The sequence below is a fragment of the bacterium genome, assembly GCA_024226335.1.
Classification (GTDB): domain Bacteria; phylum Myxococcota_A; class UBA9160; order SZUA-336; family SZUA-336; genus JAAELY01.
This window is the reverse complement of the sequence record JAAELY010000303.1, coordinates 1-22,324: the sequence shown is the minus strand read 5'-3', so window position 1 is coordinate 22,324 and position 22,324 is coordinate 1. Positions and strand designations below refer to the sequence as shown.

The window sequence follows — 22,324 nt, the reverse complement described above, 5'->3', positions numbered from 1 at the left end:
GAGCGAGAAGCGGGAGTCGCCGCCTGAGCAAGAAGGGTGATCCGATCGCAGATCCGTAGATCTGCAGAGGGTCGCGCGACGCAGCGCAGGCGGATGCATCGCGCTTCGCAGCCGCAGCCTCCCTGTGCAGAGGTTCCCTAGTTGAGTTGCTATTGCCGGACCCGTCCCGAGTCGACGCGGGCCTGCATGCCGTAGCAGTTTCCCGATCGGCTCTGGGAGCCGAGGATCTCGACGGGAGCGCTCAGGAATTCCTCGCCCGTCTTGGTCGCGGTCGCCGGAGTCACGCCTGCGCGGATTTCGCCGATGAAATCCGCGGGTAGCAGGATCTCGCTGCGGTTCTCGCTCTGCGCCAGGCGCTTCGGCTCTTCGGCCGATTCGCTCAGGAGGTAGAGTTGAAGGCTGGATCCGGTCTCGGGTTTGCCCTGCTGCTGGGCGTACTCGTAGTCGACGCGCACCCTCAGATCGCCAGAGGAACGCTCCGCACACAGGTTCACGCGGTTTCCCCGACCGTCGAGTTCCTTTAGGTAGGGGGGGTAGTCCCAGTCCAGCTTGAGGATCGCCCAGTGATCGCGGCCGCTCTGATCGCGAGCGACGAGTTCGTGCGAGAGCAGCTTGGGTCCCGATTCCAACGCCATCTTGACGATGCCGAGGTTGGAGCAGCCGTGACGAGGCACCGGCCTTCTTCGGTTGCTGAGGGAAGCTCCTCTGTACATGTTCTGTGGAACCATGCAGATGAAGTACCCGGGGGTGCGGTAGTCGGGGTTCTCGAGTCGGTCGGCCAGCCACAGATACTTGAATTCGCGACTGACCTCATATCCGTCGTCGCCGATGGCGATCTCGCCTTTTTGAAAATCCGGATCGTAGTAGGCCCAGTTGCCGGTGAACGCAGCGACCGGCGCGGCGTAGTTGCTCGCCACGAAAGACGCGCCCTGGTAAATGGGTTTACGCAGTTCGCGCAGAAATCCGTAGTGGTCGGGTTGAAAGATGCCGACGTACATGACCTGCATGATCAGCCAGTAGGCGGTGAAAAATGCAGCGACGCCGACCGAGATCGCCAGAGGGGCAAGAGAGCTGAGTTGTGCGACGAAACCCGCGCGCGCCCCGGCGCTTCCTTCATCTGATCCGGTTCGCTCCCGGGCCGTGGACGAGCGCGACCATCTGGAGATCTCTTCTCTCGCCCAGCAGATGGTTGTGTACAACGCGATGGCGAAGGGAACCAGATGAAAATACACCGTGAACGGCGCGTATCGAACCAGATACCCCGAACGTAGATATCCCGGTGAAATCAGATAGATGATGGAATAGGAGAGAAAGGCGAAGCCGACGAACGGGCCAAGACCTCGCAATGGGCGCAGAAATCCAGGTGTCGAACTGTCTCGATGTCGTCCGGCCACCACGAGACTGCCGTAGCCGGCCGCCGCGATGATCGCGAGTTTCAAAATGACGACCGTGCCCCAGGGTTCGGCGACGGCTGCCCAGAGTGGCCGAGATTGCTTGCTGTAGAGGTTGTGTTGAAAGAGTACGAAAGCGGCCAGGAGAAACGGCAACGCGAGAGTTGCCGCCGAACGCGCTCCGGGAGCCGCTTCGCTCCAGATCCGACTTAGCGCTGCACGACACCAGAGAAGGATTGCAAGGCTGCCCAGAACCAACCCCACGCTTTCGAAGCCCTTGAAGAGAGAACTGCCCGGGTACTCCTTGCGCAGTGCGTTGACGAATGAGCTGTCCGTGATCACGGTGATCGCAAAGAGTGCGAACAGAACCGAGAACGCGCTCACAGCCATCGGGCCGGACGGCCAGCGAACTCGACCCGCGCGTTGGGGTTTTGCCGCCCAGCTATCCAGTCGTATCGAGGCCGCATTCCCCGCCAGGCCGAGAAGCAGTGTCAGGGCCAGGAGCACCAGGGCAGGACTATAGATGCCGAGTTCGAAGCGGAAGAAATTCTCCAGGAAATCGGAGAGGTTCCTCAGCGAATCTTCGCCGGAAAAGCTGTACCAGAAGGCGAGGTGATTGGCTTCAGCGAAGGAGCGCGCTTGCTCGCTCAGTGCTTCCGGTGACATCGCCGTATTGCGAGCCAGGAACGTGAGGCGAAGATCGGTGAGAAATCCCTCACGACCCAGGTACTTCACATTATGCCAGACGATGATCCCGGCTCCCGCGAAAGCACTCGAAAGCTGGATCGTCCAGGTCGTCAGCACCCGCACGGGTCGTTCTCTGAGTTCCCATCCAGCCCAGAGTGCGGCCAGAATCGCGACCTGCGTGGCGAAGACGAGTTCGCAGTAAAACAACGAAACGAACACGGGGAACGTCAACGCCAACCAGGTCCTTCGCTTGCTTCCAGTACAGCCGAGTGCGCAGTGCATGCTCGCGAAGAAGAGGAATCCCTGCCAGACGCGCCAGGTTCCGACGTTCCACTGGGCGAACATGAGGTAGTCTGTGATCAGCAGAGTGCAGGCCACAGCCGCAAACTCGGCGTTGGCCAGGCGTCTGAACAGTGCAAAGGCCATCAAGATGGTGGCGAGTCCGAAGGTAAACGTGCTGATCGCGATCTGCATCTCGACCGTTCTCGCTCCGAGCACATAGAGCAGCAGAACGGGGAAGCGCGGGAAGTTCCCGCCGTGTGTGTACGCGTATGGGTGCGCTTCGGCGTGAAACGCGAACGACTCGTCCGTTATGCCAAAGCTCTTCTCGAACCCATAGTCGTGGAGATTGAGAGCGTGGAAGTAGGCCGAGAAGCTCTCGTTGTTGTCGAAGACGTAGGGCAGGAAGTCGGTCGCCACGAGCAAGCTGCCGAAAACCAGGACGTAAATTCCTACCACGGCAAATAGTAGCGGTCGACGAGCGAAGCCCGGCTCTCGGCGTGGGGAAGGTTTCATGTCGAGACGCACATGGGTCCGTTACCCGATCTGCCTGTGATCGGTGGGGCTTCCGTTCACACGACAAAGCCTATTGCGCCAAAAACACACCCGTCGGTCAAGGGCGAGAGGAGGATGCACGTCCGGTAATCCACTAGGCCGGGCTCAAAAGGCGATGGGCTTGCTCCATGCGTTCTTGGATCGGAATACCGCGGGAGCAGGCAGTTGCACAACTTGCATTACAGGTGGAACACACGTCGGCTTTCGTTTCGAGGTTCGCGTAGAGCCGCATCGACTCCTTTTCTGCGCCGTAGTTCTCGAAGTACATTCGCTGTCGGAGTACATCGTGGATGGGCAGCCCTTCTGGGCACTGCTCCAGACAGTCGCCGCAGTGAGCAGGGCAATGGGCCTTCGCGATCAGTTTCTGATAGCGCTCGAGCACCGTGTGGTCGCTGGCATCGGGTCGTTTACCCGATGCGTACAGGAACTCGTCGAGTTGGCCCGACTCCCAGAGTGAGATCACCAGGCAAGATACGTTGGGATTTCCAAGTACCCATTTGAATGCCGCCTGGGTGAAGGAGTCGCGCTCATCACGAGACCAGTCGAGTTGCTGGTGCATGGCTCCGCGCAGCGTCTTCATGGCCACGACGCCGATGTCCTTGGCTGCCGCGCGATCGATGATCTGTGCCAGATGCGGCCAGGCCCCGTGGTGATATGCGAGCATGAGCACATCGAAGCGATTGCTCTCGATGGCGGTGCCCGCGACTTCCTCGAGGTTCGGTGTGTGAGTGGATACGCCGAGAAAGCGCACTTTACCCTGTGCTTTGAGCCGCTCGAAAGCTTCGTGCACGTTCTCATCCATCAGTCGTTCCACGGTGTCGCACGAATGGACGTGCACGAGGTCGACCCAGTCCGTGCGCAGGCGGCGAAGGCTTCCGTTCACCGCCTCCATATAGTCTTCCACCGAACTCCCCGGGCCGAGGTGTCCCCCCGGGTTGCAGAACTTGGTGGCCAGGAACATGCGCTGGCGAACGCCCTTCATCGCCTCGCCCAGGCGGTTCTCGGAGTTGGTTCCGCTGTAGTCGGGTGCGGTATCGAAATAGTTGATGCCGCGATCGATCGCCTCGCGCGCGACTTCCGCGGTCTGGCGGCCCCCGGTTCCCGAGCCCGATCCGAGCGAGATGTCCGAGACCCGCGCTTCGGTGCGACCGAGTCGCCGGTACTCCACGACTCGCGAACCCGACCACGCATCGCGCGCCACATCAGCTTTGTAGGATGGACGAACCAGGAAGATGTTCCGCCCCGAGATCGTGTACCAGCCTAGATTGCGGACCACGGCGGCAAAGAGCGTCGCCGCGACGCCACCTCCGGCTCCGAGTGCTCCCAGCAAGAAGCGCCTCCGTCCGCTGCGCGAAGGACTCGCGCTAGAACTTCTGCGGGGCGCGACCCAGAGGGCCGTGAGGACGAGGCTTGCGAGCACGAGGCTTCCCGGGATCAGAAGCGGAAGGTGCGAAAGCGCTTCCGGGTCGTTCCCCTCGATGAGTCTTCCCAGGTAACCGCCCAGGATCCAGTAAGACAAGCCCGCGCTCGTGATCCATGCCAGTAAAGCGATGCGTCCCAAGGTGACCTCCCGGGAGGTGAGTATGAAGCAACTGAGCCGCGACCGGGTGCTCGTCTGGTGAGCGATCGGGCCGAGTGCATCCGATTCGCATCGTCGGGGAAAACCGGTAGCATGGCGGCGAGATGGAAAGAAGCGCGAGATCAGAGCGGCGCTGGATCGGGTTGCGCAAGTGGCTACTCGCCTTCGCGGTGATTGGGCTGTGTGTCTACGCACTGGCGTTCGCACTCGCACCCAGGAATCACGGCATAGAACCTGCGCTCTTCGCAGAGACGGCGCGCGGCTCATCGGCCGCCTCGCACAGTGTTCAGGTTGCCGATGCCGCTGCGCGCAAGCCGAATATCATCGTGATCCTCGCAGACGATCTGGGTTACGGTGATCTCGGCATTCAGGGTGCATCGGCGATTGCCACGCCTTCGCTGGACCGGCTTGCGAACGACGGCATGCGATTCAGTGATTTCTACGCGAGCGCACCCATCTGTTCACCGTCGCGCGCGGGTCTGCTCACCGGTCGCTATCCGCTGCGCTCTGGAATCATGACTGCGATGCAGGCGGCCAATGACACGCCCATGCGCAGGATCATGTACCAGCTGGGCGTCGTCATGTCACATTTTGCAGCTGTGGACATGCTCGGCGGAAAGAACGCGGTGCAGGGGCTTCCGCAAACCGAGATCACCATCGCCGAGTCGCTGCGCGGCGCGGGTTATCGCACGATGGCCGTGGGCAAGTGGCATCTGGGTGACTTCACGGAGCTTCCGCAGTACCACCCCTTCGAGCACGGCTTCGACGAGTTCGTCGGATTCAACGCTTCCAACGATGACTTCCCAGTGGCTTTCTGGCGCGGGGACCGGGAGATCGTCGAAGACATCGGAGCGGAGCAAGAGCAGTACACACGCGTCTTCACCGAAGAGGCGGTTCAATTCATCGAGAATTCGCGAGAAGCCCCTTTCTTCCTGTACCTGGCGCATAAGGATCCTCATCTGCCTTTCTTTCCCTCCGACGCCTTCGCGGGCAACTCCGAGGCAGGGCCTTACGGTGACGCTGTTGCGGAATTCGACTGGAGCGTCGGGCAGGTAATCGAGACACTCGAGCGCCTGCATCTGGAAGAGAACACTCTGGTCATCGTGACCAGCGACAACGGTCCCTGGTTCGACGGCAGCGCCGGCGGGCTACGCGGTCGAAAAGGTCAATCCTACGAAGGTGGATTCCGGGTGCCGCTGATTGCCTGGTGGCCCGGGCAAGTGGAACCGGGGTCGCTCAGTGACGTACCGGGGATGAACATCGATTTCTATCCGACGTTTTTGAAGCTGGCGGGAGTCGCTCTTCCGTCCGATCGGATCATCGACGGTGTCGATCTCGGGCCGATACTGAAAGGGAGTGGGGCGGATCTGGACTCGCGCCCGTTGTACTTCTTTCACGACTACGACGTGGAAGCGATCCGCTTGCGCGAGTGGAAGTATTTCCGCTCTACCAGCCACGGAGTGTGGCCCGTTCCGCTCGACAAGTCAGACTCTCTGGTCGGCAAGCTCGCGGGTGCGCGCGACTACACACCGAAGGGATCGGACGAGGCCATCCCGACCCTGGGTACCTGGCCACTGCTCTATCAGATTCGTCGGGACCGAAACGAGTCCTATAACGTGCTGAAAAAGTACCCAGAGCTCGCGCGTGAACTGGGTCAACGCCTGGAAACCTGGCGCAGCGAGTTCTACGCAAACCCGCGCGGTTGGCTCGATCACTAGTGTCCTGTTCCAGAAGTTCGCTGACTATCCCGGTGCCCGCCCATCCCGCCGACTGCGTTGGAAAGGCCTTGAAGTATCAACGGATACTCCGGCGGCCTCCCGCCTTGCCAGCGTGGCGTCCGGGCACCGGGATAGTCAGCGAACTTCTGGAACAGGACACTGAGAATCAGCGTTTCGTGTGCGTCGCTATTGTGTGCAGGCGATTCGTTCAGTGCGTCCTGTGGCCGACATGATGCAGCGGACCTGCTTTGGTGTCATGCGCAGGCATCTTGTGCGGGCCGTATTTGGACTGGTTTTTCCGAGACGCTCCTGATGCTCGACGTACTCCTCGCAGAGGCGACGCAGCTCGGGGCTTGGCTCGCTACAGGCAGTAGCGCCGACCAGAAAACCAGCCAGGGCGATCAGGAGAAGGTGGTTTCTCATACAGCAATTCTAGAACAACCCGGACGAATCGCGAGTCCGGCCGCGCTGGCCAGAGTCGGATGTCGCAACCGCTTCGGGTGTCGGAACCGCGCGGTCTACCCGGTTTCTCGCTGACTCTGGCATTCGATGCACAGAACGGCCTCGGGTTGGGCCTGGAGTCGTTTGAGTCCAACCGACTCCTCGCAGCGAATGCAATCGCCGTACTCATCGGCTGCAATGCGTTGCAGCGCCGCCTGGACGCGTTGAAGGCGTTGTTCCGCGGCCAAACGGTTGGCGACGGCCATGCTCTGCTGTTGCATTGCGTCCATTCGAGAGATCCGGCCGATCGGCGCATCCACGGCGACCGGACGGCTCCCCTCTGCGGAAACGGCGAGCAGGGCTTGCAGTTCTTCCTGTAGCGACTCGAGGGCGCTGCGCAGTTCGCGGATCTCTTGTTTTTCGAGTTCACTCAGGGCGCTTTCCATTCTCTTTGTTGCAATGCGCGAATCCTGGGGGAGTGTTCAGGAGTGAATGCGGGGTCGTGAAGCCGGTTCGCGCAGGATGGCCGCCTCCGCGCTGGCGAGTTCTTCGAGTCGGGTGCGAATTTCGTCTTCGGGACCGAGCCGAAGCGCCAGATCGAAGAAGACCTGGAAGTGCCGGGCTTCGCACGGCAGGAGGCGCAGGAAGAGCTGGGCGAGTTCGGCATCGTCGACGGCGGCAGCGAGAAGCTTGAAGCGTTCGCAGCTCCGCGCTTCGATCAGCGCGGAAATCAGCAGGACGTCGATGAGCCGCTCAGGTTCATTCGTGCGCACCTGCTGGTGCAGGCGACCGGCGTAGCGACTCGGCTGTTGACGCTTGTAGCGGATGTCGTGTCGATCCAGCCAGCCGAGAACCTCCTCGAAATGGCTCAACTCTTCGCGGGCTAGCTGGGCCATCGGTTCGCACAGAAAGCGATGTTCGGGGTAGCGAAACAGGAGACGGACGGCTCCGCCCGCCGCCTTCTTTTCACAGTGCGCGTGGTCGAGCATGACTTCGTCGATGTGCTCGGCGGCCATCTTTGCCCACTCGGGATTCGTCGGCTCGGTCAGGCAAAGCATGCTGGCAGTGTAGCGCGACTTGCGCGCAAGCGAGACACCGGCCGAGCCTCCGCTAGGGAATCTCTGCACAGGGAGGAATCGAGCGAGAAGCGGGAGTCGCCGCCTGAGCAAGAAGCGTGATCCGATCGCAGATCCGTAGATCTGCAGAGGGTCGCGCGACGCAGCGCAGGCGGATGCATCGTGCTTCGCAGCCGCAGCCTCCCTGTGCAGAGGTTCCCTAGCCCGCGTCTCGCGCGGCCTCGACCCTGCGCAGTTCTTCGTCACTCAGTATGCGGGGTGTCGCAGTCGGCTCGCCGGTCTGTAGGTCGAAGAAGAGTGAGCGCTTGTGGTCGCCTCGCCAACGGGCCGCGAACAGGATTCGCATGAAGCGCAGTATCATCGAAGCCGGGGCCCGATCATGCGCGTCGAGTTCACTCCACTTCTGCTTCGCCTGTCGCGCATTGACGCGGGCTCGGATGGGTCCGAGCAATCTGGCGTGCGACTGGCCTTCCGATGCTGATTCGAGACAGTTGAGGATCAACCCCACGAAAGGCACCTGGCCTGTGCGGAGCGTGTTTCCGATCGGAGTTTTACAGCAGTTCGCATACCAGCGAAGCAGTCCGTCTTTTGTCAGACGCATGCAGGCGAGATGTTCCCGGCCTTTGCTGATCTCGAGGTGCGCAGGAGACATCTGGAAGATGTCGCTACCACCGTAGGCATCGAGAATCGTATCTGCGCGTTCGAGGAAATACGCGAAGGACTGGCAGTCGCTGCAGTAACAGACGAGGCGGTTGCCCACGTCGGCAGAAACTGCGCGGACGGTCCCGTGCAGTGAGCCGCATTCGCAGCGAACGGACAGGTTGCCAGGCATGGCGCTCACAATCCTTCGACCTTGTGGACGCGCTTCCAGATCACATCGGGCATGAAACGCCGCATTCTTCAGAGCAGCGCAGTTCCCCGGCCCGGGAAGACCCAGAATCTGTCCGCCTCCAGCGCGACCTCGATCTCCTCGAGCACTGTGTGGGCTTCGATGGCTGGAGCCTCGTCCCAAAGCCTTCTGCGGTCTCGGCGAGTCCGTCTTCATTGACGTCGAGAGCGACGATCGTCTTTCCCGCCCGCGCGAGATCGCGTGTGGCCAGCCGACCCATGCCACTTCCGCCACCTGTGATGAAAGCTACCTGTCCCTGGAATGCCATGTCTTCTCCAGCTGTTCGTTGGAGAATTCTGGACCTTCTGTGCCCTGGCTGACAAATGGACCGGATTCGGGATTTCGGGCCGAACCTCTAAGCCAGGGCCTTTCCGCAATGAGGGCAGGAACGGGTCGGGAATTCCTGATCCATGAAGTGACGCGCGTGTTCGAGAATTTCGTCAGTGTCTTCCGAGCTTATGCCGAGGCTCGCACTCAGTTCATCGAGTCCGCGCGCCTCGTCACCGGTGATCACGCCATCTTCCAGGGACGACTCAGCCTCACGGGCGAACTTCTGTCGGTTGGAACGGTGGAGTTCCGAGAAGCCCGAAGCCAGAAGTCCCGCGGGAAGCGCCACGACACCGATCCCGATGATCGTAACGGCTGAGGCGAACAGCTTTCCCATCGGTGTAATCGGAGTGACGTCCCCGTAACCGACCGTCGTGAGTGTTGCAACCGCCCACCACATGGCAGCTGGAATCGATCCGAGTGCTTCGGGTTGAGCGTCGGCTTCAGCCAGGTAGATGCCACTTGCGGCGAAGATCAGTGCGACGAAGAGAATGAAAAGAGCGGCTCCGAAAGCACGGCTTTCCGAGCGAAAGACGCTCAGGACCATCGTCATGGCCGCGCTGTAACGAGTGAGCTTGAAGATGCGCAGGAGCCTCAAGACCCGCATGGAGTGCAGATCGACTCCAAATATCCCCGAGACGTAGAAGGGGAGGATGGCGAGGAGGTCGGCCAAGGCCAGGGGTGTGAACATGAACTGCAGACGGCGTTTCCAGGAGGAGTCCGTTTCGTACTCACGCGCCTCCGCGATCGCCCAGACGCGCAAGCCGTACTCCAGACTGAAAAACAGGACGGAGAGTTGCTCGAAGGTCGTGAAGAAGACTTCGTACTGCTGGGAATAACTCTCGACGGATTCGAGGATGACGGCGAGCACATTGGTGGCCACGAGAGTGACCAGAAAGACGTCAACGACCCGGCTCGTCAGGTCTCCGGTGTGCGCGACCTCCAAGACATCGTGCACGCGGATTCGGAGCTTCTGAAAAGTAGCGCGAAACACTGCCCATGACTGATCGGACCGTTCGCGCGCGAACAGGAGCGACGTTGGACGTGTTCAGCTTCCGCCATTAGTGGTCGGGAATGCTTTCCGGGCGAGCCTTTGTTTTGGGCCCGACAGCAAAGTCCCGAGCCTGTCTTCCTGAAAAGCGAGTTTTCGCCGTCAGGCCCTCGGATCCTGGAACTCCAGACCCACTCGTTCGAGTCGGATCTGGAACTCGCGCAAGATCGCGTTCGAGAGAACTCCTACCCGCTCTTCCACCTGGGGCTCGGAACGAGGGGGGGCCATACCCGCGATGGCCTTGAGCATGTACGAGGACATATCGGTTTGCATCTTCTGGATCGCGGGCTTCTTCTCCGGATGCTGCTGGATCAAGGAGCCGATCCGGTTCTCGCCGAAACCCACGTGCCGTCGTTCATCCGCGATCGTGCCTTCCAGCGTATGCGCGAATTTCGGATTGTGCTCGCGAGCGCCCGCGTGAATGGTCTCGAAAACGTGGAAAGCCATGCCTTCCAGGACGATGTTCTGTCCGACCACGCCTGCGACGAAGTCGCGGGCTTCGACCTTTTCGAGTAGCACTTCTGCGAACTTCACCAGGTTGGGACTCACGTTTTCCGCGATGGTGTCCTCGAGTTCCGCCTTCTTCACGCCCAGGTCGAGCAGGCGCTGTTTGAAGATCTCCACATGGCGGGCCTCATCCAGAGTCTGGGTGGCCAGAAAGCACTGACTGGGCTCATCGGGTGCACAGGCCACCAGCCCGGCGGATGCAGCGAGAGCACATCGCTCCCCTGCGACCAGATTCGAAGTCGTTCTGATTGAACGCTGACGCATTTCCGGATTGTTGAGGATCCGTTCGGACTCCTTCTCTTCAGGCGGATGGCCGTACTGCGTTCCTTCTAGATATCCCTGCGGTGCGGATTCGAGCCAGGATTGGATCGAGTAGGCCTTGAGAAAGTCCGAGGTCTGGTCGCTCATTCAGTGTTCCTCCAGTCGCCGAACCCCAAATCAGGGCTCGTCCCGTGATTCTAGAGAGCGCTGCAGACTGGAGTATGACGGCTGTCATGCCGAGGCCCGTTTCTTCTGACTGCACCCGCACCGGCGCAAGGGCTCCTCCGCAGAGGAGTCCGGATTTCAGACCCCGCGCAGGATTTCGGCTAGGCTTGCATCCCGGAGCGGTGGGTTGCGCAGATGGCAGGACAGGGGGCCAGGGTGATTCAGTTCGAAGAGGTCAGCGAAGAGCAGAGGCAGATGATTCGCGCGGTGGGTGAGTTCACTGCCGGACTGGGCAACCGCTTGCGTCCAGAAGATGCGCAAGACACGCTTGAAACGGCTGAAGGCTCTGCGCCCAACCTGCTTCAGGAAGTCATGAACGGTCCGCTGGCCCCGTACGCGGGCCAGTTGTTTTCCTCTCCGGGTTCCGGCCTGCCGGTGAAAACCAACGCCTTGAGGCTTCTGGCGCTCTACGGCGGAGGAGGGTCCGCGTCCGACCTGGGAACCGGGCTGCCCCGGACGATGTACACGCGTCGCCCGGCGAAGTACGGCCTCAGTGCGATGGGCCTCGCGGCGATCTCGTCGGGGAAGGACGGGATGGCACTGCTCATGGGCAAGTACCTTCCCGAACTCTTGAAAGGCAGAACGTTCTGTTACTGCATCACCGAGCCCGATGCGGGTACGAACACGCACAAGATCTCCACGCGCGCGGTTGACGAAGGCGACCACTTCGTTCTCAACGGCCAGAAGACGTTCATTTCGGCGGCGGATGAAACGTACTACATGGTCGTGATTGCGAGAGTCGTCAAGGACGGGAAAGAGCAGGGGATCGGTACATTCGTCGTTGAAGCGGAGACCGAGGGCATCAGCATGACGCCCCTCGACATCGCAGTGCTCGGAGATCCGCAATTCAGTGTGTACTTCGACAACGTGCACCTGCCCAAGGAAGCGCTCGTGGGCGAGAAGAAGACGCGAACTGGGAGCGGAATCTCGCAGAGTGTGTTCTACACACTGAACATGGAGCGGTTGATGATCGCTCTCATCACTTTGCTGGTGGGACGCGACGCCCTCAACAGAGCTGTCGCGCGGGCAAAGCAACCGCGGAAATCCGGTCCGGCGATGGCCGAACAACAGCAGATCCGATTGCGATTGGGTCGGGCGAAGCTGAAGTTCGAACTCGCGAGTCTCGCGACCAAGAGGGCAACCGAAGAGTACGACAAGAAGGGCTCCCCCCAGCTCGCGGGAATGTACGCGAATATGGCCAAGCTCGTAGCCTCGGAAGCGGCCGTCGATGCCTGCGACACGGCCCTTTCCATCTACGGCGTCGAGGGGTTGAACAAGCACAGTGACATCGGGCCCCTGTACCAGATCGCTCGGGTGTTCCAGGTCGCTCCGATCAACAACGAGATGGTGTTGAATTTCCTGGGAGAGCGGTTGCTCGGTCTGCCCAAGAGCTACCGATAGCGACGGGTTGAAAATCGGATGCACCGGCGAAACCCGATGAGGAAAAGAGGCCGAGATGTTTGAGCGCGAAGGCTACACGGCAGACCAGGGATCCTTGGCTGCGTTCGTTGGGCAGCTGGCCGAGGACTTCGACTCCACCTACTTCCTCGAGAACATGAAGAAGGGCGATTCACCGGCGCGGTTCTGGAGCATTCTCGGCGAGGGTGGATACCTGGGGATCCTCGCGCCTGAAGAGTACGGCGGTGCCGGTTCGAGGCCCGAAGACCTCGTCGTCTTTCTCCACAACATGGCTCGTAACGGCCTGGCGTCCCATCGGTTGATGAACCAGCTCCTGTGTTGTGATCTGCTCTCGCGCTACGGGAGCGACGAGCAGAAGCGCGAGCACATCCCCGCGATCGTCTCGGGGAGCCTGTATTGCCCCGCCATCATGGAAGAAACCGAAGGCCTGGATCTATACGATTTCGAAATGAAGGCCGTCGCGCGGGGCGAGTCGTTTCTGCTCAGCGGTACCAAGCGCTATGTGTCCGGAGCGTGCGATGCCGAGCGATGGATCGTCGCCGCCAGGACGGCTGAGACCGGAGCGGATGAGCGAGAGCAGGGGATCAGCCTGTTCATCGTGTCGCCCCAGTCGCCGGGTGTCGAGATGATCCCCCGAGAGCTGAATGTTCGGGTTACTGCGGAAGAAGAGATGATGTTGATCACAGGCGATGCGTTCTTCGACGTGGTCTTCGAAGATGTCGAGGTATCGCGAGCCGATCTGATCGGACCGGAGAATTCCGCCGCTGAAGCGATCGCGGCCAGCGCCAATCTGCTCTTCCTCATGACCGCGGTCACCGCCATCGGGTGGGGCGAGAACGTTCTCGAAAAAGCGGTCGAATACGCCGGTAATCGCACGATCTTCGAGGAGCCCATCGGAGCCTATCAGGCCATTCAGCATCGACTGGTCCGAGCCCGGACCGAACTCGAACTGGCGAAGCTCGCCATCGCGCGAGCGGTTGGCTCCTACGCGAACCATGAAGCGGATGTCGGCGTGTATTCGAGCGTTGCGAAATGCGCGGCCAGTGAGGCCGCCTACCAGGCTTGCGACATCTCTTTACAGACCCATGGCGGATATGGCTTCGATCGCGAGACTGGAATCATCACGCTCTGGCCGCTGATCCTCCTTTCGCGAATTCTGCCCCTCAACAACGAGGTCATCCTCGAAGATTTCGCCGAAGCAGCCCTGGATCTCCCGGCTCGTTCGAACTGATTCGCATCCATCAACTGCTCACTGCTGGGACGGCAGATCTTCATGGCCCAGAACCGTCCGACATCGGCCCGCAAGAAACCTTCGCAGGCTCGTTCCCAGTTCACGGTCGAGGCGATCCTCGATGCATCGGCTCAGGTGTTCGAAGCCCACGGCTACGCTGCGGGAACCACAAATCGCATCGCCGAGCGGGCCGGCGTTTCCATTGGCTCGATTTACGAGTACTTCCCCAACAAGGATTCGATCGTCGTCGCTCTGGCGGAGCGGGAACTGGAACGCGAACTCCAGGAGATCCTCTCTCTACTGGAGCGGGCCGAAGGCAGATCCCTGGAAGAAGTACTGCGTGCTTTCGTCGAGACCATCGTCGTTTTCCACTCGCGAAGCCCCGGTCTTCACCGGATTCTCTTCGATGAAGCGGAGCATCCTCCCGAAACACACTCCTGTGTCTTGCGATTCGAGGAATCGTTGGCCCACGCGCTCGAAGCGGTTCTGCTTCGGCGCGGGCTTGGGATCGACGATATGGATCTCGCCGCTCATCTAGTGGTTCAGACCGCTGAGAGCCTCGCTCATCGCTTCGTTTTGCGCGGCATCCACGAACTCGATCAGGACAGGTTCGTCGAGGAAGTCACACGACTCCTGGCGCGCTATCTCGGGACGACCGGAACGGAGTAGAACCGGGCGTTCGATTCGTCGTGGTCGCAACTCTCGCCGCGTAGGGCGGCGCTTCCGATCTCGCGTTTCGGTGTCCGGAACTCGTTCGATCCCCGTTTCTGCGCTCAGAAGTGCCAGGGAAAGCGCGAGAAGTCGCGTTTGCGCTTCTCGAGGAATGCGTCGCGTCCCTCTTCCGCTTCATCGGTCATATAGGCGAGTCGCGTTGCTTCGCCCGCGAAGATCTGTTGCCCGATCAATCCGTCGTCAATCAGGTTCATGGCGAACTTTGCCATGCGTTGTCCCGTGGGGCTCTTCGTGTTGATCTCTGCAGCCCAGTCCAAAGCGGTGCTCTCCAGCTGGGCATGGGGCACGACCTCGTTGACCATGCCCATCTGATGGGCCTGGTCGGCACTGTAGCTGCGGCCCAGGAAGAAGATCTCTCGAGCGAATTTCTGTCCGATCTGGCGGGCGAGATAAGCCGAACCAAAACCTCCGTCGAAGCTCGCCACGTCCGTGTCCGTCTGCTTGAACACCGCGTGCTCGCGGCTGGCGAGGGTCAAGTCACAGGTCACGTGCAGACTGTGTCCGCCGCCGACGGCATAGCCGGGAACGACCGCCATCACGATCTTGGGCATGCAGCGAATCAGGCGCTGGACCTCGAGGATGTGCAGCCGGCCGGTGCGCGTCGGATCGATCGAGACGGCCTCCTCACCCTCGGCGTAGCGGTAGCCATCGCGTCCGCGGATGCGCTGGTCGCCGCCGGAGCAAAACGCCCATCCTCCGTCTTTGGCCGAAGGGCCGTTGCCGGTCAGGAGGATGCAGCCGACGTCAGTGGTCATGCGCGCGTGATCCAATGCGCGGTACAACTCGTCAACGGTCTTTGGCCGGAAGGCATTGCGGACTTCTGGCCGATCGAAAGCGATTCGCACCGTCCCCTGATCGATCGCACGATGGTAGGTGATGTCCTGGAAGTCCGTGCCGGGTACGGTCTGCCAGCGATCCGGATCGAAGGTTTCCGAAACCATGGGGGTGTCAGGGCTCCTGTCTGGGATGGAGACGCAGGAGCATAGCGATTTCGCGTGGCCCGATCAGTGTGCTGGGGACGGGATCGCTGTAGCCTGGTTTTCGACATCCTTGCGCAGGACAGCGGGTTGGGTCGTCCCGTGTCGTTGTCGCTCGATGTGCGCTTCGATATCGAAGGCGAAGTCGGGGTCGTTGGCCTCGTCGTGGCAGCTGCCGCAGACCTTCTGGATCGCGCACGAGTCACACTTGTCGGTCAGAGAGACGATCGTGCCGACGCGGGCCGCGTTTTCCCCGACGTGATCGCCCCCGGGACCGTGACAGGATTCGCATCCCACTCTCGCAACGTCCTCGTGCGCACCGCTTCCGGCCTTTTCCGGAAAGCCGCCGGGCCGGCCGAATCCGGTCGTGTGGCAGCGCTGACATTTGGGGTTACGGGTTTCCTTCTTCGAGGCCAGCGATGCCATCGATTGCGCGTGCGGACTGGCCTGCCAGGTTTCGAACTCTGCCGAGTGACAGGTTCGGCAGGAATCGGAGCCCACGAAGTCGGCGTGGGTCGGCAAGACGTGGCGGGTGTCGCGCGCCGCGATCTGGGTCTGGAGTTCGTCTTGTGAAAGTGCTGCCAGACCGCGATGGGAGATCTTCGGGAGGAAGCCGGAGTACTCGAAGCCGAGAGAGTGTTTCGAGTCGTGACAGGTCCTGCAGACGGGTTCGTAATCGCTGCGCTTTGCCAGGTCGGGGGACTGGTGCGGTCCGCCGCGCCCGTGACAGGACTCGCAGCCCACGTCTTCGAAATCGCTCGGCTCGAGACGGGTGCGCTTGCCGATGGAGAAGCCACCGGGCCGATCAAAGCCGACGACATGGCATTTCACGCACTCGGCCTTCTCGGTTGCGCCGTGTTTGACCAGGGTGTCGTAGGCGGAGGCGTGAGAGGTCAATTGCCAGGTGGTGTACTCCGTCGCGTGACACGCACCGCACAGATCGCTACCCGAGAAACCGTGCGCCGGAAGCATCATCGGCACCGGAAGCCCCGTGAGCCGAGCCATCCAACTCGTGACGATCGCGGGATCGCGGGATGCGTACCAGCCGGGTTTGGTCCGGTACACGATTCGACCTTCGGCATCGATCATCACGATCACGGGCACGTCGCCAAACACGCCGAACTTCGTTCGCAACGCCCAATCGGAATCGACGATCACGGGAAAGAAGTCGAGTTTGGAGTCCTTCAGGCTGGAAGAGATGATCGAAACCTGTCCGGAAGTCTCGATCCCGATCAGCGTCGCTCGTCGGTCTTCCGGGGCTGCCGACTGAGCCTCTTTCAGCGTGGTCAACGCCGCCCGACAATACGAGCAGTTGTGCAGGAAGAAGACCAGCGCGACCGGTTTTCCGCGCGCCTCCGAGAGCTTGAAACGACCGCCACCGAGCAACTCCGCTTCGAAATCCGCGGCCAGGGGCGCCTCTAATTGCATCGCCGTCTTGATCGCACTCGGTCTCGGCAGGCGCAGGGCTTCCCGGATCAGTCCCTCGACGTGCGCGCTGAGGTCCGAGGCCTGTTTGGCAAACCCCGTCTGCGAGACCAGTACATGGCGCTCGCCATCGATCACGGTCAAGGCCGCCGGTCGCTTCAGTCTCATGTAACGGCTGAGATCGCCGCTGGCGTCGTCGATGATGCTGAAGTCCAGATTGTGTGCGACCGCGAAGGCTCTGGCGAGCTCATTCCGCGTGCCGATGGACACTCCCAGGATCTCGAAGCCGTGTTCGTGGCGCAGGTCGGCGATCTGCGCCGCGGCATCGACGATCGGGTGCGTGTTCGAATCATCGGGCCGATAGAACACCAGAACCAGGCGCTTGCCCCGATAGTCGCTCAGCGATACGTCGTTGCCGTTCAGGTCGACGCCCTTCAGATCGGGGAAGCTCTTCTTTCCCGAACCTGGCGTAGAACTCGATTCTCGTTCCGCTGTCGGGCGCTCCAGCACGGGAGAGCCAATCGGCCCCGAAGCTGTCGCGTTGTTCATTGCCGCGAGCAGTATCCAGAGAGTCGCGGAGATGAGGATCTGACGCATGCTCATGGGTAGGAGGCTAGTGGATTTCTTCGCAAGTGCTCATGGGCGTTCGCCGGTGCCCACGGGAGCGTCGGGCAATTGGACAGAAAGGTCCCTTCGCGACACGTCGGTCGAGTCGGTTACGCGAAGGTCTCGATGGTTCGGGCGATGATCCGTCGACCGGCCTCGACGTCCTCGTCCTCGAGGCGCGCCGCGGAAAACGGACCGTGGCCGGGTAGCGGCGGTTCATCGTTGATCTGGATCCAGCGAATCAACCCGCTTCCGCCGAGGCGCGTGAAGCACGATTCGACGATCATCTCGAGCCGATCCGGTCCCAGCCTCTCGATGGAAGCTGCGCCGAGAGTGTCGCGCATGATCGCGAGCACGAGATCTTTCTTCACGATCATGGCCATGGGCTCTGCTTCGGACGTTGTGATGAAAAATTGAATTCGATCGGGGTGGTCTGGTTCCGCGGTTCGTTTCCCGGTCGGGCCCCATGGTAGAGTTCCCGCGTGGGATATCGAGCGGTCATCTTCGATCTGGGCGGTGTGGTCTTCGACTCTCCGCTGCATGCGATCGCGCGTTTCGAAGCGAAAAATGAAATCCCCGACGGTTTTGTCAACCGACTCGTCGTGTCGAATGGTCGGGGCGGCGCCTGGGCTCGCCTGGAGCGCGGCGAACTCGGCATTCCCGCTTTCTGCGAAGCGTTTGATCGAGAGAGCCTGGAGGCGGGGCAGGAACTCGATAGCACCGCGATGATGGCGGCCATCGCTGAGGCCAGTCAGGTACGTCCCGTCATGGTGTCTGCGATCGCGGCGATCCGCAGCAAGGGTCTGGGAGTGGCGGCCTTGACGAACAACTGGGTGAACGACGAACCCGTTGAAGAGTCTCAGGCCCACAACGTGCGCCCCCTGTTCGACGTTTTCGTGGAGTCTGCCGTGCTCGGACTCCGCAAGCCCGATCCGCGGATCTACCAACACACCTGCAGCGAGTTGGACGTCTCTCCGAGCGACGCCGTCTTCCTGGACGATATCGGCCGCAATCTCAAGGCTGCGCGGGAACTCGGAATGCACACGATCAAGGTCGATGAGCCCGAAACTGCGTTGCGCGAACTCGCGGGTGTACTCGGCTTTGACCTGGGGCTGAACTGAGTCGTGGCCGAACCCGACGTCCCCGGTGTGGATCTCGAGAAGGTATCGGCGTTTTTCGCCAAGCACGTACCGGGAGCCGGCCTGCCGCTGCGCTTCGAAATGATCAGCGGAGGTCGTTCCAATCTGACCTACGCTGTGTTCGGTGCCGATGGCCAACGCTACGTACTGCGCCGTCCACCCCTGGGCCACGTACTGCCGACCGCGCACGACATGGCTCGCGAATACCGCGTGCTTTCCGGGTTGGCGAAGACCCGCGTTCCGGCACCTCGTCCATTCGCCCTGTGTGAGGATTCCGAGGTCAATGGGGCGCCGTTCTACGTCATGGATTTTCGCGAAGGCCACGTGCTCCAGGATTCGATTCCAGAAGGGTATGCAGAGTCGCCCGAAGAACGCCTGAGCCTCTGCAGCGGCATCATCGATGCGCTCGTGGAATTGCACGGGGTCGATTATCGGGCGGTCGGACTCGCGGATTTTGGCCGCCCCGATGGCTACCTGGAACGGCAGGTTCGGCGCTGGTCGCAGCAATGGGAACGCTCGAAGACACGGGAGTTGACGGAGATCGACGAGTTGATCCGCCGCCTGAACGGAGCGCTTCCCCAGAATTCCGAGAATACGATCGTGCACGGCGACTATCGGCTCGGAAACATGGCACTCGACCCGACGGATCCGGGCAGAATCGTGGCGATTTTCGACTGGGAGATGTCGACACTCGGGGATCCACTGTCCGACCTGGGCTATCTGCTGATCTACTGGCTCGAAGCCGATGACCCCGAAGAAGTCCTGCGCTCCGATCCGATCTCTGCGATCGTGGCCAAGCCCGGATTCATGACACGCGATGAACTCGCCCAGGAATACGCCCGGCGCAGCGGCCGCGATATTTCGAAGCTGGACTTCTACCGCGTGCTGGCCACCTACAAGCTCGCGGTGATCAGCGAAGGCATCCACGCGCGTTTTCTGAAGGGCAAGACCGTTGGAGAAGGCTTCAGTTTTGCGGGCCAGGCGGCAGAGCGTCTGGCGCACCGCGCGCTGGCCTTGGCCGACCAGTCAAACGACGCGAGTCTTCGGGGCTAGCCCTTTTTGCAGAACAGTACGCGGTAGTCGTTGAGCGATCCGTCGGCCAGGTAGGTTTCCGCCGGTTCGAGGCCGGTTGATCGGGTCAGGCGCTCCCGCTCGGCTTCATCCGCGAAGTGGCAATACCGAACACCGGCATCGGCGCCGACTCCCCAGCGCAATAGCCTGTCTCCGGCTTCCAGTTGCCCGGGCTCGATCGGCTCGGGCGCGTGGGCATTGTGTTCGTCCCAGCTGATCTGTCTGGCCACAAAGCGCGCGTTGTCGAAGTTCCAGAAGCTGAGTGCGAGGTATCCACCTGGCGCCACCCGGCGAGCCAGCTCCCGGATCAATTCGAGCCGCGCCTCGGTTCCGGGAATGTGGTGGAGCAGGGCGAATACCGCCACAAACTCGAACGGCCCCTGGATCTTTCCCAGAGCACTTTCGGGCTCGAGCAAGTCGATTCGCTCGAATCTGGCCCGGACGCGCTCCGGGTTCCGTCGGCGTGCCTCTTCGAGCAGCGGTTCGCTCGCATCGAGCCCGAGGTATTCGATATCGCCTGAGATCCTCTCGCCGAGGAACCTGGCAAAACGTCCGTTGCCGCATCCGGCGTCCAGCACACGCAGGCTATGGTTCGGGCCCCGGGCCTCGACAAGATGGGGTTCGAGACGCTTCCATCCAGCCCACGGTGCCGCGCGGGTCCCGCTGAAGGATGTGGCGTGCTCGTGGTAGAAGTCGCGATTGATCGCGTTGAGCTTTTTCCGGGTCATTCGATCCAAGGGTTCTCCGCCAGACCGCCCAATCAACACATCGTCAAAGCCAGGGAATGAATGGCCCGAGCTGAATCCGAAAACGCTTCGCGCAAATCGCCCCGGCCGGTGTTCGATCCGCTTCCTCACGAGCCGGAACTCGTGGCGATCATCGAGAAGCTACTCGCGGAAGGCGGTTTCGAGCCCGGGCGCCTCGATGCGATTCTGCGGGAGCACCCGCGAGGCGGCAAGGCGCTTTTCTCTCGCAGCCAGCTGATCGCCGGCTATCGCCAATTTTCCCCTCAACACGGCTGGCCGCTTGCGGAACGCGATTTTGCTGCTCGGCTGCGCAAGCGCAAGGTGCGGACGCTCAGCGGTGTCGCGCCCGTCACAGTGCTGACCAAACCGTATCCGTGTCCCGGTCAGTGCATTTTCTGCCCGAGCGACGTTCGCATGCCCAAGAGCTATCTCTCGGCCGAGCCCGGTGCCCAGCGGGCGACCCGGCACGAGTTCGATCCGTACCGCCAGACCCAGGCGCGGCTGCGCGCGTTCTACGAACTGGGGCATCCAACCGACAAGGTGGAGCTGATCGTGCTCGGAGGGACCTGGTCGTTCTACCCCGAGACCTATCGCATCTGGTTCGTCAAACGCTGTCTCGATGCGCTCAACGATTTCGGCGAGGACGGGGCGGGGTCGATAGAAAAGGCAGTAGGGGCGGGGAAGTTCATGGACTTCCTCGATCTGGACGCGAGCTTTGATGGCGGCTCGCCAGAGGCCAGCTACAACCGGGTCGTCACGCGGCACCTGCGTCGCGTCCTCGATGGCGAACTGCTCTCGCCCGGGGAGGCGGCCAGCCGGCCTGAACTCGAAGTGGCCCAGAAACGCAATGAGACCGGTCGCAGCCGCATGGTCGGCCTCTCGCTCGAGACGCGGCCCGATCATCTCGACGATGCCGAGGTGCTTTCGCTGAGGCGGCTGGGCGCGACGAAGGTCCAGATCGGCGTGCAGAGCCTGTCGGACGAAGTGCTCGAACGGAACCGACGCGGTCACGACAGCGCACAGACGCGCGATGCGATCCGACGTCTGCGGGCGGCCGGTTTCAAGATCCACGCGCACTGGATGCCGAATCTCTGCGGTGCGACCCCGGAATCCGATCTGGAGGATTTCGAGCAGATTTTCTCGGATCCCGCGATCCGGCCCGACGAACTGAAAATCTACCCGACCAGTTTGATCGAGACGGCCGAGTTGATGCGGTACTACCGGGAGGGTACCTGGCGTCCCTACGAAGAGGACGAACTCGTCGAACTGGTGGCCCAGGCAATCGAGCGAACACCGGCCTACTGCCGTCTCACGCGGGTGATTCGCGATATCTCGGCCGGGGACATCGTGGTCGGCAATAAGACGGCCAATCTGCGCCAGGTGGCCGAGCGAAGGCTGGCGGAGCGGGGTGTCCGACCCGCCGAGATCCGCTCACGCGAGATCCGCGACCGGGAGTTCGATCCAGCCGAACTGCACATCGACGAGATTCAGTATCAAACGACAGTGGGTTGGGAGCATTTTCTTCAGGTGATCGATGAGCAGGAAAGATTGTTCGGTTTCCTGCGGCTTTCACTGCCCGAGCGAGCCTGTTTCCCTCACGAGATCGCGCATAGCGCCATGATTCGCGAGGTCCACGTGTACGGTGCGATGTCTCGTCTGGGCGAGCGCGAAGGCGGACACGCTCAGCACCTGGGCCTCGGGCGCAGGCTGATCGAGCGCGCGGTGCAGATTGCCAGCGAATCGGGTTACGCGGACCTGGCCGTGATCTCGGCGTTGGGTACGCGCACCTACTACGATGCACTGGGGTTCGAGCGAGGAGAACTCTACCAGCACAGGGCGCTGGAGGCGCAGTCCTAGGGAATCTCTGCACAGGGAGGAATCGAGCGAGAAGCGGGAGTCGCCGCCTGAGCAAGAAGCGTGATCCGATCGCAGATCCGTAGATCTGCAGAGGGTCGCGCGACGCAGCGCAGGCGGATGCATCGCGCTTCGCAG

The 22,324-nt window shown here is 61.5% G+C and carries 19 protein-coding genes; 7 read left to right on the top strand and 12 right to left on the bottom strand.

What is annotated here, in order from left to right; all coding sequences use genetic code 11:
- Window positions 1–149 precede the first annotated feature (149 nt).
- Window positions 150–2,816: a hypothetical protein gene (locus GY725_15905; protein ID MCP4005674.1), complete on the bottom strand. Its 2,667-nt coding sequence runs from the start codon at window positions 2,814–2,816 to the stop codon at window positions 150–152.
- Window positions 2,817–3,006: 190 nt separating this feature from the next.
- Window positions 3,007–4,473: a hypothetical protein gene (locus GY725_15900; GenBank protein MCP4005673.1), complete on the bottom strand. Its 1,467-nt coding sequence runs from the start codon at window positions 4,471–4,473 to the stop codon at window positions 3,007–3,009.
- 122 nt (window positions 4,474–4,595) lie between these two features.
- On the opposite strand from GY725_15900, the gene GY725_15895 reads away from it, so the two are divergent.
- A complete protein-coding gene (locus tag GY725_15895; GenBank protein ID MCP4005672.1) occupies window positions 4,596–6,209 on the top strand; it encodes a sulfatase in 1,614 nt (537 codons plus the stop codon).
- A 518-nt stretch (window positions 6,210–6,727) separates the two neighbouring features.
- On the opposite strand, the gene GY725_15890 is transcribed toward GY725_15895, so the two are convergent.
- The 6 genes from GY725_15890 to GY725_15865 form a co-directional block, all read right to left on the bottom strand.
- The gene (locus GY725_15890; GenBank protein ID MCP4005671.1) at window positions 6,728–7,096 is read right to left on the bottom strand and encodes a TraR/DksA family transcriptional regulator; all 369 of its coding nucleotides are present in this window, start codon (window positions 7,094–7,096) and stop codon (window positions 6,728–6,730) included.
- 36 nt (window positions 7,097–7,132) lie between these two features.
- Window positions 7,133–7,708, bottom strand: a complete 576-nt coding sequence (locus tag GY725_15885) for a tRNA-(ms[2]io[6]A)-hydroxylase (GenBank protein MCP4005670.1) — start codon at window positions 7,706–7,708, stop codon at window positions 7,133–7,135.
- A gap of 217 nt (window positions 7,709–7,925) precedes the next feature.
- On the bottom strand, window positions 7,926–8,558 hold the full coding sequence (locus GY725_15880; protein MCP4005669.1) for a hypothetical protein: 633 nt from the start codon (window positions 8,556–8,558) through the stop codon (window positions 7,926–7,928).
- A gap of 40 nt (window positions 8,559–8,598) precedes the next feature.
- On the bottom strand, window positions 8,599–8,883 hold the full coding sequence (locus GY725_15875; GenBank protein MCP4005668.1) for an SDR family NAD(P)-dependent oxidoreductase: 285 nt from the start codon (window positions 8,881–8,883) through the stop codon (window positions 8,599–8,601).
- Between the two features lie 87 nt (window positions 8,884–8,970).
- Window positions 8,971–9,900, bottom strand: coding sequence for an ion transporter (locus GY725_15870; protein MCP4005667.1), 930 nt, complete (start codon window positions 9,898–9,900; stop codon window positions 8,971–8,973).
- Window positions 9,901–10,095: 195 nt separating this feature from the next.
- Complete coding sequence (locus GY725_15865; protein MCP4005666.1) at window positions 10,096–10,908, bottom strand: hypothetical protein; 813 nt, start codon at window positions 10,906–10,908, stop codon at window positions 10,096–10,098.
- A gap of 234 nt (window positions 10,909–11,142) precedes the next feature.
- Between GY725_15865 and GY725_15860 the strand changes: the two genes are divergently transcribed.
- The 3 genes from GY725_15860 to GY725_15850 are packed head-to-tail and all read left to right on the top strand — an operon-like array spanning window position 11,143 to window position 14,305.
- Window positions 11,143–12,387, top strand: coding sequence for an acyl-CoA dehydrogenase (locus GY725_15860; GenBank protein ID MCP4005665.1), 1,245 nt, complete (start codon window positions 11,143–11,145; stop codon window positions 12,385–12,387).
- 55 nt (window positions 12,388–12,442) lie between these two features.
- Window positions 12,443–13,636: an acyl-CoA/acyl-ACP dehydrogenase gene (locus tag GY725_15855; GenBank protein ID MCP4005664.1), complete on the top strand. Its 1,194-nt coding sequence runs from the start codon at window positions 12,443–12,445 to the stop codon at window positions 13,634–13,636.
- Between the two features lie 42 nt (window positions 13,637–13,678).
- Window positions 13,679–14,305, top strand: a complete 627-nt coding sequence (locus tag GY725_15850) for a TetR/AcrR family transcriptional regulator (protein MCP4005663.1) — start codon at window positions 13,679–13,681, stop codon at window positions 14,303–14,305.
- A gap of 104 nt (window positions 14,306–14,409) precedes the next feature.
- On the opposite strand, the gene GY725_15845 is transcribed toward GY725_15850, so the two are convergent.
- The 3 genes from GY725_15845 to GY725_15835 form a co-directional block, all read right to left on the bottom strand.
- Complete coding sequence (locus tag GY725_15845) at window positions 14,410–15,309, bottom strand: 1,4-dihydroxy-2-naphthoyl-CoA synthase (protein ID MCP4005662.1); 900 nt, start codon at window positions 15,307–15,309, stop codon at window positions 14,410–14,412.
- A 63-nt stretch (window positions 15,310–15,372) separates the two neighbouring features.
- On the bottom strand, window positions 15,373–17,373 hold the full coding sequence (locus GY725_15840) for a redoxin domain-containing protein (GenBank protein ID MCP4005661.1): 2,001 nt from the start codon (window positions 17,371–17,373) through the stop codon (window positions 15,373–15,375).
- 113 nt (window positions 17,374–17,486) lie between these two features.
- A complete protein-coding gene (locus GY725_15835) occupies window positions 17,487–17,753 on the bottom strand; it encodes a hypothetical protein (protein MCP4005660.1) in 267 nt (88 codons plus the stop codon).
- Between the two features lie 105 nt (window positions 17,754–17,858).
- Between GY725_15835 and GY725_15830 the strand changes: the two genes are divergently transcribed.
- On the top strand, window positions 17,859–18,497 hold the full coding sequence (locus GY725_15830; protein ID MCP4005659.1) for an HAD family phosphatase: 639 nt from the start codon (window positions 17,859–17,861) through the stop codon (window positions 18,495–18,497).
- Between the two features lie 3 nt (window positions 18,498–18,500).
- Window positions 18,501–19,568 carry a phosphotransferase family protein gene (locus GY725_15825; GenBank protein ID MCP4005658.1) on the top strand — a complete coding sequence of 356 codons (1,068 nt, stop codon included), beginning with the start codon at window positions 18,501–18,503 and terminating at the stop codon, window positions 19,566–19,568.
- Here the strand turns inward: GY725_15825 and GY725_15820 are convergent.
- Window positions 19,565–20,323, bottom strand: coding sequence for a class I SAM-dependent methyltransferase (locus tag GY725_15820; protein MCP4005657.1), 759 nt, complete (start codon window positions 20,321–20,323; stop codon window positions 19,565–19,567). The two genes, GY725_15825 and GY725_15820, sit on opposite strands and share 4 nt — an antisense overlap.
- Before the next feature lie 51 nt (window positions 20,324–20,374).
- Here GY725_15820 and GY725_15815 point away from each other — a divergent pair, with 51 nt between their 5' ends.
- Window positions 20,375–22,189: a tRNA uridine(34) 5-carboxymethylaminomethyl modification radical SAM/GNAT enzyme Elp3 gene (locus GY725_15815; GenBank protein ID MCP4005656.1), complete on the top strand. Its 1,815-nt coding sequence runs from the start codon at window positions 20,375–20,377 to the stop codon at window positions 22,187–22,189.
- Window positions 22,190–22,324: the final 135 nt, after the last annotated feature.